The sequence below is a fragment of the Nostoc sp. UCD121 genome, assembly GCF_014222285.1.
Taxonomy (GTDB): domain Bacteria; phylum Cyanobacteriota; class Cyanobacteriia; order Cyanobacteriales; family Nostocaceae; genus Nostoc.
Genome location: NZ_JACKZS010000226.1, coordinates 1 through 11,666 on the forward strand (window position 1 = coordinate 1; position 11,666 = coordinate 11,666).

Sequence of the window (11,666 nt, forward strand, 5' to 3'; positions counted from 1 at the left end):
GAGGGAGGAGGGGAAGAAGGACTATTAATTATTACCCAATTCCCAATTCCCAATTCCCCATGCCCCATGCCCAATGACAAATGACAAATGACAAATGACAATTGACTACGATGTTGTAATTATTGGCGGCAGTCTTGCTGGATACTACGCTGCTCTTGCTGCAACCCAACTACGTGCTACGGTTGCCTTGGTGGAACCTAAAGTAGACTATGGGTTTACTCATCACCATGCTCTTACCGAAATCGGTAAACTGGCGCAGAAGTTGAATAATGCCGCTAGTTTTGGTATTCATGCCACAAACACTGATATTTCAGAAGAATGCCACATATCTATGGCATGGCAAGAAGCGATGCTGTATGCTCAATGCGTCGCCGCAAATCTCAAAGAACAGCATTCTCCTGCCGTCCTAGCCGCGCTGGGGGTAGATGTCATTGTTGGCAGTGGTCAATTTCAATCTTCGCCCCAACTCGCTTTTGCCGTTAACAATCGCCTACTACACGCCCGTACCTATTTGCTAGCGAGTGGTTCGCGTCCAGAAATTCCAGAGATTGAGGGATTGCAAGGTACAGGCTATCTAACCCTTTCTAATATTTGGCAATCTTTACAGGGAGGGACATTACCCAAAAATTGGGTAATTATCGGTGGAACTCCCCAAAGCATTGAAATCGCTCAAACTTTAGCGCGGTTTGGTTGCAGTGTGACGCTAGTAGTCAAGCATCCTTATGTTCTCTCCCATATTGACCATGAAATAGCCATATTGCTTCAGGCACAGTTGGAAGTAGAAGGTGTGCGCGTCCTTACCGATAAACCAGTAACTCAGGTGAGGCTAATTGAGCATAAAAAGTGGATTCAAGCAGGAGATAAGGCCATTGAAACTGATGAAATTTTAGTGGCGACTGGACAACAGCCGAATATTGAATCCCTAAATTTGGCAACGGTAGGCGTGAAATGGCATCGGCGTAGTTTAGTGGTAAATGATAAACTACAAACCACTAACCACCGCATTTACGCTTGTGGTGATGTAATTGGTGGTTACGATTTTGCTAATATCGCTAATTATGAAGCAAAAATTGCCCTAAACAATGCACTCTTTTTCCCTAGATTACGAGTAAATTATCGCTCCATTCCTTGGGCGATGTTTTCTGTGCCGATGGTGGCGCAAGTGGGTTTGACAGAGGCACAGGCAAAACGTCTATTTAGTCGAGATGAAGTTTTAGTTTTGCGTCAATATTTTAAAACAGTGGCAGCAGCGCAACTTCGGGACGAAACCACTGGTATGTGTAAATTAATTGTGCTACGCAATGGCGAAATTTTGGGAGCTTCGATATTAGGGGCAGAAGCTGGAGAATTGATTAATTTGATTGCCTTAGCAATGTCCCAAAAAATTAAAGTCAAAGATTTAGCAAATTTATCTCCTGTCTATCCCAGTTTCTCAGAAATTCTGGAACAAGCGGCAAGAGAATGGAGTAAGCAGAAGTTAAATAGCGATATTGCTTGGCAAGAGTTTTTAGAAGGTTTCTTCCATTTCCGCCGCAATTGGAATTTATGAGTGCAAAATGGCGCTGTCAAGGTGAGTTTTGTATTTATTACTAGCTCTGAACTCGGAAGTTGCGCCTCTGAACTCGGAAGTCGAGCCTTTGAACTCGGAAGTCGAGCCTTTGAACTCGGAAGTCGAGCCTTTGAACTCGGAAGTCGAGCCTCTGAACACGGAAGTTGAGCTTCTGAACTCGGAAGTTGCACCTCTGAACTCGGAAGTTGCACCTCTGAACTCGGAAGTTGCACCTTTGAACACGGAAGTTGCACCTTTGAACTCGGAATTTTGAAAATTTTAAGAGAACAGGTAAAGATTTTGTTTTATTACCCACACTACGCCAGCCGTGACTAAAGGCACACTGAGGTTATCTGTGCCGTGGGGTGAGACTGCCTCTACTAGGGTGGCGAAAGTAGCAGCTACCACCGCTGTCAACAATGCTAACCCTAAAGTTAAAGGCGTTCCTAGAGGACTTAGTGATGAACCAGGTAGCAGCAACAGCACCAAGAAAATCACTACCGTACTCGCCACAAACATTGCTGCCGAACCTTCCCAGGAACGCACTGAATTTCCTACTTGGTATTTATGCTGCCCGAAGCGTCTACCGATTAATGCTGCTAGTGCATCACCCCAGGTCATCGCCATTATCCCAGCAACAGCGATCGCAACGCTATCTACTGGCCCGTCTGGTCGCCACAGTAGTCCGAAAAGCAATGTCACTGAGATAGCGAAATAAACTGTACCAGGTGAGCTATCCTGAGTATCCATTGCGCCGATGAATCGGTAGCGGTAGAACAGGTAGTTAAGTCCTATAAAGGTGGCAAAAGGTATAATTCCGATTTCCCAGCGATTAAACAATAGCAGGACACCGAAAACCCACATCCCTGCACCAATATGGATCACTTTGCGGGTCAAATCCGACTTTACACCAAACAGCCTACGTAGTCCCTCGCCAATCACAAGTAGACTAATCGCGTAAATATAGGAAATTGCTAGTCCGATAAGGTCATTTGTCATTTGTCATTGGTCATTTGTCATTTGTCATTTGTCATTGGTCATTGGGTATGGCTCAAGAATCAATGGTTCTTCTTCCTCTGCTCCCCCTGCTCCCTGCTCCCCTGCCCCCTTCCTTCTTCACTTAGTGCGATCGCTATTTCGTCTCAGATTCTTTTCTAGTAACGAAACGCTACCAATACCTTGAAGAATACCACGACCGATTAAACCTAAACCACGACCAATTATTTGGGTAAGGATGAAGACTATACCGCTACCTAAAAAAGATAATAGTGATTTTAAACGCGGTGCGATCGCATCACTAAATTCTAAAAGTAAAGTCACTATTAAAGGAATATTAGAAAGTTTTGCTAACTCCTGATTCCGAGGAGCATAAACTGAAGTTTTGGCAATACCACGAGGTGCAATAACAAATAGATCATAGCGACTTTCAAAAACTGCTTTCGGCTCCTCTATATAATTAATTAGACGATACTTCCACGATAAATCATTTCTAAAACGTTCAATTTCTCTGGTGGAAATAAATTCTCTGCAATATAAATTTTGCTTCATGATTTCCACATCTGCTAACGAATTTAACAGTGGTTGTACTACTCCATTCGCTACCTGAATCAACAAGTTCTCTAAAATCATTAATGCTTGGGACTTTGCTTCAGTGCCTAATACAGGATATGACGTATTATCAATTCTCAATTCTGTTTGAAAGATTAGATAAGAATATAACTCAAAAACTAGCGGAATCTTGTTGAGAATATCTCTTTGCACAGCTTCTAGATTTTGCAGCAAAAAATTAACAATTTCTATGTTCTGATTCCCTATTTTGATTCGAGAAAATTTGCCAAAGAAATCTGTAATTGCTGCTTGCCATAAATCGCGCAACAAGATATTTTTTACCTCATACAATTGATTCAGATCGAGTTTAGAATTACGCAGTTCATCCAACTGTTCAGTCAATTTTTGCAGGACAAGATAAAGCAATTCCCGCTTTTTCTCTTCACGAAAGATGTCAATTTCTAAAGGAACATCTGTGACATTTCGTAAAGGGAATTGAAGTTTGGTAACGCAAGATGCAAACAAGTTAAATTGTAGTGTTCCCAGACTAAGTAAAGGTAAAACAGTTTGCCGTGGCTGAATAGCACTACTCAATGAAGGGGTAAGAGGTGGCTCATCAGCAACCGGAATATCTTCCTCTTGCCTTTCTTGTGATGAAACTAACAACCGATTTAGCAACCAACGAGCCGCTAGCAGTTCTCGCCTCTGTCCAGCTAAAACTGCCCGATCTAATACTGCTAATCCAGGAACTTGTAATTGTGCTGTGACTGCGGCCAGGGTAACGTCAATGTAAGCAATTCCTGACAAACGTAAATTATTTCGCTGTCTATAAAAAGGGAGTGGGGAGTGGAGAGAGATGCGATTAATCGCGTCTGTATAAGAGTTAGGAGTTGTGATTGCTTCTATGTTTCGAAACCAATATTCACCACCATCTGCAACTTCTTGCATAGCAGCGACTAACTCAGGAAGTGGTGTACCCTTGGGGCAGTAGCCATTTACACCAATAGATTTGGCCGCTAATAGCAGTCCTTGTTCTTGCACAGAACTAAGAAGCAGAATTGGCAGGTTGGGATATAAGGCTTTGAGTTGCCGACAGAATTGTAAACCTAGCTGCTGGCTGGTGATGGAGCGACCATTACCGAATTCCAAAACGACCAAATTCACCTGTTTAGGGTCTTCTTGGGCAATTTCTGCTAAAATCTGCAAGGCAGTGGTATCAGTTTCTACTACTCCTGTTACTTCCAGGTTCGGAATTGCTTCCAAAGCTACCCGTAATCCCAAACGAAAAATTGGGTCTTGGTCGAATAACAATAATTTTAAAGGGCGATCGCTCATAATCTACTCAATTACACAAGCACTGTTTTTTACCAATCAGAAAACAGCTTTGATACAAAACTTTGTCTCCCCCATTGTTACCTGTTTTCGCAAACTGAATAAATAGATCATAATTGCCATAAGCAGCTGTCACTGTGTAATTAAATGAACTTGAGTATTCGGCACTGGTTAGCAGAACGCTATATCGCAATCAATCAAATCAGAGGATTTTCGGCGGGGCAATTGGCAGGTATTGCCTACCGGATTGTTCAGGATATGGAAGTCAAAAGCCTCATGCCTTTTGATATCTGTACCTTGGTAGAGGTTTTAGAACTGCCTTTAGGGATTGTTTGGGAAGAAATCAGTCTGATTTCGCAGTTAACAGAAAACCTGTTGCGTAGCCTCAGCCAAAAAAAACCGTTAAAACGTAACGAGGGCACATGGCTAGCGTTCCAAATTGCCTATCTTCAAGCTTTGCAAGCAATTCTAGAGCAGGAAGTAAGCCTAAAAAGACCGTGGTTAGATCGGGCAAGTATACCAATCCAAGGACAAGTACTTAAAGAAGACGTTGGTAAACTCATCCTCCAAGATTCGCAACTACAAGGATTGCTGAAAACTCTCAGCCCAGGTAAATTAACTGATACACAAGCGGAACAAGCACTGTCTCTGATTGCAGATTCTTTACTGGTGCAACAAATAAATCATGCTGTCATCGCTTGGTTTGTTGCCAATGGTGCAGAAGAATATGAAGCTAAACTCTTAACACAGCGTTTAGTTCACTCACTTCCTGGTGACATACTCGTAGTGGTTACTGAAAATGCTGCCCCTTTAGCCCAACTGCAAAAGTTTTTCCGTTTGGGAATTTCATTAGCCCCCAGTTTTATCGCTCCAGAAGCGGGTTCTACAGTTGGTGAGAAAATTGACTTGCACCGAGAACATTACCGTGCAAGTTTGATTAAAAACCTCAGTATGCCTTTACTTATAGAATCTTTTACCCTCAAGGATATCTATGTGCCACAAAAAGGCTTACCAATAGAGGAAAGTATTTCTGATGTGGATAAAAAAGCTCTTAAGTCAGTTGATTTAAAAACATGGGCGCAGCAACAGCTAGCCGATCTAGAAACGATCGCTGTCATTGAGTCGGAACCTGGTTTTGGAAAAACCAGTTTTTGCCAACTTTGGGCAGCAGAGATAGCGCAAGAAGTTTACCCTATTTGGATGCCTATAGTAATTAGGCTAAGGGATGTAACTTATGGCAAAACTTTAATCGAAACTCTAAATTCTGCTTTTGATGTTAATCTTTCAACTTGGTTAGAGCAAGAAAATATTCCTTGTCTGTTGCTGCTGGATGGTTTGGATGAACTGCCCCCTTCTGCTTATGGTGTAAGGGCAAAAGCAATTTTTGTTCAGCAACTACTGAACTTCCAATCTCAACATAGACACAAAATTGTGTTAACGAGCCGCTCAACAACATTACAGGAAATTGCCCCAGAGATCCCCCTATCATTGAAGCGAATTATCATTCAACCGTTGGATGTGGACGAATTCAAACAATGGTTTCAGCAGTGGGCAAAAGTACAATCGTTGGCGATCGCTCAAAATTTCTTTACATTCTTAAAACAGTCAGGCTTATTTGCCAGCCAATCAAGGTTTTCAGAATTATCTACCCTTGTTCGTCAACCCCTAATGTTGCATTTATTGGGGATTTTACACCGCGAAGGACTGCTAAATGATGAAGTATTACAACTAGCTGTTAATACCCCAAAGTCTTCTGTGGTATGGGAAATTTATCATCGCCTAAGCCGATGGTTGTTGGGCTATCCACTAACTGGTGGGATTAAAACGATGCTGCTGCGCTCAGGATCGGCTCATATCCACCGGACTCCAGAAGCGATCGCTAATTTACTTGCTAATCGTCATCCCCAAGATTTACTCGATCAAATGCAAGCGATCGCTCTGAAAATTTTACACTCACAACGTCATCAAATTAATTTGGCTGGTGAATTTAACACTCTACCAGGATTTTATTTTAAAATTCGGGACTTAGAAAGCTCAGAGAAAACTAGTTTAATTGAGTTTTCGCATATTAAGTTAGGAGAATTTCTTTGTGCTAAGGCTGTGACTGCTGAGTTGAAATTATTAACTCAGTGCCAAAATGAGGCTTATGGTTCCCTCACTTTTGTACTTGATTCTCCCAGTAGCGTTGCCCAGCATATTTACAATTTATTAGGTTACGGGATACTGAGCCAGGAAATTGAAGAATTGGCGATCGCAATTTTACGCCGCGAACAAAAGCACAAGTTTTCTTTTGAAGTTTTGTTTCAACGTCTTTTGTCTTTCTGGCGTGCTTACTGTCAAGGCTATTGGTTAGACGAAGGCATAGCCCACAAAGCTTGGGCTCATTTCCACGCACTACAAAACCCCGTGAATGTTGAGCAAGTCAATGCTGCGGTGGGATTGAATGTATTTTTATTGCTTTGTGCTTGCTACCGAGAAACCAAAATCCCTTTTTGGCCTTGTGGGAATCCGCTCAATTTAACAGAATTCAATCCAGAAGCTTTAAGTGCGCTAATTGCTAGAACAACCGTTCTCCACAAAAGTGCCTTTGCAACCCGAATCAAGTCTCTGGCTGGACTCAATTTATCGGGAGTCTCTTTGTTGCAAGTAATGTTAACTGGGATAAATCTTGAGCAGACAAACTTATCCAATGCGGAGTTAATTGGGACTAATTTGGCTGGAGCCAATTTGCAACAGGCTAATCTCACAGGCGCAAACCTTCAACAAGCTAACCTTACAGACGTAAACCTCGAACAGGCAAACCTGACAGGCGCAAATCTTCAACAAGCTAACCTTACCGGAGCAAATCTTAATTCAGCCGATCTCACCAAAGCTTGCTTCTTTGATGCCATCCTTGCTGAGGCTGGCAAAAAATTAGCTGCTGATAATGGTGCCTTGTTCTCTAAAGAGTCGTTTCAAAGACTGAAAAATTTGCGATCGCAGCAACCCTTCTTAAACACCATCCAAGTTACGCCAAACACAGATAAAAATTGGAATAAACCCCCTGCAAGCGGACTAATTGAAAGCTCCGAAGGCACAATTTTACCCGTAGGTTTCTATGATGATGATGTCGATGATGAAACAGTTTTTGGCGATAACTCTATTGAGGAATAGGGAATTGGGAATTGGGAATTGGTTATTTCCCCCTTGCTCCCTCTACTCCCCTGCCTCCCCTGCTCCCTACCCTTCTTGAGGGTTACGGTAGCCAACAAAGTTAATACTGTAGTCAGTAATTCGCACTCCTGTTTCTTCTTCAATTTTGCGAAGCAAATCTTCTGGTAGTTCCACATGAACATCAAGAATTTGATTTGTATCCACACAGTTAATATGACTGTGAGAGTCACTTATATTGCCATACAAACGCCCATCACAGCGTTCAATACATTCAATAATGCCTTGACTGGATAATGCTTCTAAATTTTGATAAACAGAGGTATGGCCGATCTCTTTACCTTCTTGATTCAAGCGATCGTAAATCTCTCTAGCAGAAAGATGTTCATTTGCTTGCCAAAGTAATTCCAGAATAAAGCGACGCTGACGACTGACGCGCATACCCAGGATTTGACACCTATCTAGCGCATCTTCTAGAGAACGAATTGGTTTTGTTGAAATTGTTTGTTTTTGCATATTACAGCTTGTTAACTGTTGAGGGAATTTTCCCACTTCAATTTTTATTGGTTATTTAATATATGCAATAATATTGCACACCATTGTTCTACCTGTACTTATGTTTTGGCTTGTGATGCTGCGGAAGTAACAGGTGAGGATAAATAATAGACCTATTTCTTGCTTGTTGATGGCTACTTTGTCAGACCTTAATCTAAAACAAACTCATTACAACTTTAACTTAAAATTGCTGTAAATGTCCACCTTGGGGCAGGCGTTGCCTTTCCTAAGTAGTGTGATGCTCATGGCATACTATGTAACTCTGATAAAAAGTAAGTATAAAATACAATATTAGAGAGAATTAGTATCACTAAATACTAATTGCTTAGTAAAAAAGACTTTGTGCTAGTAAGGGTCAATCTAGCGTCAATCCCTGAAAGCTGCTACTGTAGATTGTCGATCCTAAAGTTGAGCAAAAAGAAAGTGGCTGCTGAGTCAAAGACAATTGCGATCGCACTCAATAATGACTTCATTAACAATCTGGATTTGTCACCTGCCTCAACGGTGATTGAACAACTGTTGCAAGATGGGGCCGCATCCCATGAACAGCAACTACGCTTTGATATCAATTACGAACTCGAACCTGGCGATCCACGGGAACTCTCAGAAATTCCAGAAATACGGCTGTGGTTTGTGCGCCTAGATGCCAAATACCCCTGGTTAGCATTTTTACTAGATTGGAAAGCTGGAGAATTTGCTCGTTATGCCGCCATGCTAGTACCACACCAGTTCAGTTCCCAAGATGGCATTCAGTACAATCCTGAAGCCTTAGAAATATTTTTGATGCACAAAATTTTTGTTTTAGGTGATTGGCTCAAACAGCAGGATATCCCCAGCCTTTCGCGGTTAAAATCTATGGCTCAAATGCTGGGTTATGAATTAGATGATGCTTTTTTTGAGATATTTTAATACTGAAATAACCGCAAAATCTAGCTGTCACAACCAGGTTTTGCGGTCATTCAACAAACGCATGACTACATTAGATATCCAATAGACTAATTGCAGAAATTGGGACAAACTGCTGGTTTAACCACCCCAGATTTTCTCTAAAACTGCGTTTGGTGAAACATCCGCTGTTTTTCCCGTGGGGGATGCAATAGCCAGGAATTTATCGTTTTTCGGCAACAACTTAGCTGGATCGGTGGGCCCAAATAGGGCGATGGTATAGGTTTGGACTGCAACACTCAGTTGTAGTGCCGGACTATCAGTAGATAACATCAAATTTGCCCCGGCGATCATAGCAGTTAACTTGCCAATATCATCTGGGGCAGTCACCTTGATATCTGGAGAAGACCCCAGAAGCGATCGCACAAACTGTTCATCGCCAATTCCCTTAACAACCACCACAGGCAGTTCAGGCTGCTTATCTTGGAAGCCTTGAATAATTTGATGCCAACTTTCGACAGGGTAGATTTTATCCAGTTCTTTAGCCTGAGATAACTGGCCAGAACCGCCATGAATCAAGATATAGCCTGTTTCATGCACCCCTAAGCGTTTCTGTTCTTTTTGTGCCCACTCAATATCTGGTTTGGGCACATTTACTGCTAACTCTGGGACAGGACTATTTATTTCCAATGGTTGCAGCAAATCGTGATATACTGCCGCCGCATACTGGGATGCTTTAAATGGCACAGCGTGGGTCAGAAAAACCGAACCATTGCCTTTGTAGCCAATACGTATGGGAATTCCCGTCAACCAGAGCAAAAGACTAAGCAACCAAATTTGCTTAACAACAATCACAACATCGTATTCGCGATCGCGAATTGTCCCCACCAAGTTACCCCAATCTGCCAGACTATTACGGTCGTTAAAATCAAAGTTCAGCACCTCGTGAACTGACTTGCTCACTCGGTAGGCAGCCTTTGACCGGGGTTCAACAACGACATCTATCTGAGCGTCAGGGTAATTGCGCTTCAGGTCATCTAGAGTCGGAAAGAAGAGAATTTGGTCGCCAATTCCGCCAGGTACAAGGGCTACTACTCGCATAATATTTATTGACGCTTACTCGCTCCCTATTTTAGGGGAAAATATATAGCTTAAAGATTGAGGAATTCTGTGTATTTACTAATTCCAGCTGCGGGAATCGGAAAAAGAATGGGTAGTAACCGCAATAAACTCCTGCTGAAAGTGCGATCGCAACCAATTATTGCTTGGACTCTATTAGCCGCAGAAGCCGCCAATACAATCAGTTGGATCGGGATTATTTCTCAACCTACCGATTGGCCAGACTTCAGAGCAATTCTCGCCGATCTCAAGCTCACTAAACCAGTGGAATTGATTAAAGGTGGTTCCACGCGTCAAGAATCTGTTTACAATGGCTTGCAGGCTTTGCCACTAGCCGCAGAACAAGTGTTGATTCATGATGGTGCTAGATGTCTCGCCACACCAGATTTATTTAACTCTTGTGCCCAAGCTATTCGTCACTGTCCCGGTTTAATTGCTGGTGTACCGGTCAAAGACACCATCAAAGTTGTTGATGAACAAGGCATAATTCAAGAAACACCCGACAGACAAAAATTGTGGGCGGCACAAACTCCCCAAGGATTTGATGTCAAGTTGTTGAAACAGTGCCACGCTGAGGGAGTCCGGCAAGGTTGGGAAGTAACTGACGATGCCGCTTTATTTGAAAAGTGCGGCATCGAAGTCCGAATTGTCGAGGGAGAGGAGACAAATTTAAAAGTGACAACTCCACAAGATTTAGCGATCGCAGAATTTATTCTTACAACTAGAGGATTTTGAGAAGGGAATAGGTAATAGGGTACAGGGTACAGATTATTTTCTGTAACCTGTCACCTCTCCCCTAATCCCCATGCCCAATTTGAGGGCTAACAATATTTTGACAATTTACGATATAATGCCACACACTTGTTGATTGTTAGTTGTCATGTACTAATGACCAATGACTAATAACCAATGACCAATGACTAATGACTAAATGATTACAGCCACAGCGACGAAGATAGAAGCAATTCTCTATTTAAAGGGTAAACCCTTGTCGCTCGGCGAAATCGCCGAGTATGCAGCGTGCGATCGCGCCTCTGTCAAAGAAGGCATAATTGAACTCATGGACAATTATGCCCACCGAGATAGCGCCCTAGAGGTAATAGAAACCCCTGATGGTTACAGTTTGCAACTACGGTCTGATTTTCAGGATTTAGTGCAGACGATGATACCAGTAGAATTGGGTGTAGGTGCATTGCGGACTTTAGCTGCGATCGCCCTCAATAGTCCTATACTCCAGAGCGACTTGATTAACTTGCGCGGTTCAGGAGTATATCAACACGTTCCCGAACTCGTAGAACTTGGTTTTATCCGCAAACGCCGAGACAACGATTCTCGCTCCTACTCACTCCAAGTAACTCCAAAATTCCATCAGTATTTCCAAATCGAACAACTCCCACAAATACTTTCCAACAACCAAAAGGAAGAACAACTAGAACTAGAACTAGAACTAAAGGAAGTGGGGAGTGGGGAATAGGGAATGGGGCATGGCTCAAGAATCAATAGTTCTTCTCCCCCTGCCCCTCTCCTC

Annotated in this window: 10 protein-coding genes; 6 read left to right on the plus strand and 4 right to left on the minus strand. The window is 42.5% G+C overall.

Going from position 1 to position 11,666, the window contains the following annotated elements:
- Positions 1-94: 94 nt before the first annotated feature.
- Both GNF10_RS30650 and GNF10_RS30655 read left to right on the plus strand, forming a co-directional pair.
- Positions 95-1,549, plus strand: coding sequence for an NAD(P)/FAD-dependent oxidoreductase (locus GNF10_RS30650; RefSeq protein ID WP_185585777.1), 1,455 nt, complete (start codon positions 95-97; stop codon positions 1,547-1,549).
- 28 nt (positions 1,550-1,577) lie between these two features.
- Positions 1,578-1,823 carry a hypothetical protein gene (locus GNF10_RS30655; protein WP_185607332.1) on the plus strand — a complete coding sequence of 82 codons (246 nt, stop codon included), beginning with the start codon at positions 1,578-1,580 and terminating at the stop codon, positions 1,821-1,823.
- Positions 1,824-1,828: 5 nt separating this feature from the next.
- On the opposite strand, the gene GNF10_RS30660 is transcribed toward GNF10_RS30655, so the two are convergent.
- The gene (locus GNF10_RS30660; RefSeq protein ID WP_185585775.1) at positions 1,829-2,548 is read right to left on the minus strand and encodes a diacylglycerol/polyprenol kinase family protein; all 720 of its coding nucleotides are present in this window, start codon (positions 2,546-2,548) and stop codon (positions 1,829-1,831) included.
- A gap of 117 nt (positions 2,549-2,665) precedes the next feature.
- The gene (locus GNF10_RS30665; RefSeq protein ID WP_185585774.1) at positions 2,666-4,432 is read right to left on the minus strand and encodes a DUF3685 domain-containing protein; all 1,767 of its coding nucleotides are present in this window, start codon (positions 4,430-4,432) and stop codon (positions 2,666-2,668) included.
- A gap of 144 nt (positions 4,433-4,576) precedes the next feature.
- On the opposite strand from GNF10_RS30665, the gene GNF10_RS30670 reads away from it, so the two are divergent.
- The gene (locus tag GNF10_RS30670; protein WP_185585773.1) at positions 4,577-7,582 is read left to right on the plus strand and encodes a pentapeptide repeat-containing protein; all 3,006 of its coding nucleotides are present in this window, start codon (positions 4,577-4,579) and stop codon (positions 7,580-7,582) included.
- Between the two features lie 66 nt (positions 7,583-7,648).
- Here the strand turns inward: GNF10_RS30670 and GNF10_RS30675 are convergent, their stop codons facing one another.
- Positions 7,649-8,095, minus strand: coding sequence for a Fur family transcriptional regulator (locus GNF10_RS30675; RefSeq protein ID WP_185585772.1), 447 nt, complete (start codon positions 8,093-8,095; stop codon positions 7,649-7,651).
- A gap of 462 nt (positions 8,096-8,557) precedes the next feature.
- On the opposite strand from GNF10_RS30675, the gene GNF10_RS30680 reads away from it, so the two are divergent.
- Positions 8,558-9,043 (plus strand): CRR6 family NdhI maturation factor, encoded by a 486-nt coding sequence (locus GNF10_RS30680; protein ID WP_185581407.1) that lies wholly within the window; start codon positions 8,558-8,560, stop codon positions 9,041-9,043.
- 117 nt (positions 9,044-9,160) lie between these two features.
- Here the strand turns inward: GNF10_RS30680 and GNF10_RS30685 are convergent, their stop codons facing one another.
- Positions 9,161-10,120, minus strand: a complete 960-nt coding sequence (locus tag GNF10_RS30685) for a glycosyltransferase family 9 protein (RefSeq protein ID WP_185581408.1) — start codon at positions 10,118-10,120, stop codon at positions 9,161-9,163.
- 69 nt (positions 10,121-10,189) lie between these two features.
- On the opposite strand from GNF10_RS30685, the gene ispD reads away from it, so the two are divergent.
- Both ispD and scpB read left to right on the plus strand, forming a co-directional pair.
- Positions 10,190-10,873 (plus strand): 2-C-methyl-D-erythritol 4-phosphate cytidylyltransferase, encoded by a 684-nt coding sequence (gene ispD / locus GNF10_RS30690; RefSeq protein WP_185581409.1) that lies wholly within the window; start codon positions 10,190-10,192, stop codon positions 10,871-10,873.
- 196 nt (positions 10,874-11,069) lie between these two features.
- A complete protein-coding gene (scpB, locus tag GNF10_RS30695) occupies positions 11,070-11,612 on the plus strand; it encodes an SMC-Scp complex subunit ScpB (RefSeq protein WP_185581410.1) in 543 nt (180 codons plus the stop codon).
- Positions 11,613-11,666: the final 54 nt, after the last annotated feature.

Coding starts and splice junctions, on each gene's coding strand:
- scpB (WP_185581410.1), top strand. CDS start 11,070: ATGATTACAGCCACAGCGACGAAGATAGAAGCAATTCTCTATTTAAAG.
- GNF10_RS30670 (WP_185585773.1), top strand. CDS start 4,577: ATGAACTTGAGTATTCGGCACTGGTTAGCAGAACGCTATATCGCAATC.
- GNF10_RS30650 (WP_185585777.1), top strand. CDS start 95: ATGACAATTGACTACGATGTTGTAATTATTGGCGGCAGTCTTGCTGGA.
- GNF10_RS30665 (WP_185585774.1), bottom strand. CDS start 4,432: ATGAGCGATCGCCCTTTAAAATTATTGTTATTCGACCAAGACCCAATT.
- GNF10_RS30660 (WP_185585775.1), bottom strand. CDS start 2,548: ATGACAAATGACCTTATCGGACTAGCAATTTCCTATATTTACGCGATT.
- GNF10_RS30685 (WP_185581408.1), bottom strand. CDS start 10,120: ATGCGAGTAGTAGCCCTTGTACCTGGCGGAATTGGCGACCAAATTCTC.
- GNF10_RS30675 (WP_185585772.1), bottom strand. CDS start 8,095: ATGCAAAAACAAACAATTTCAACAAAACCAATTCGTTCTCTAGAAGAT.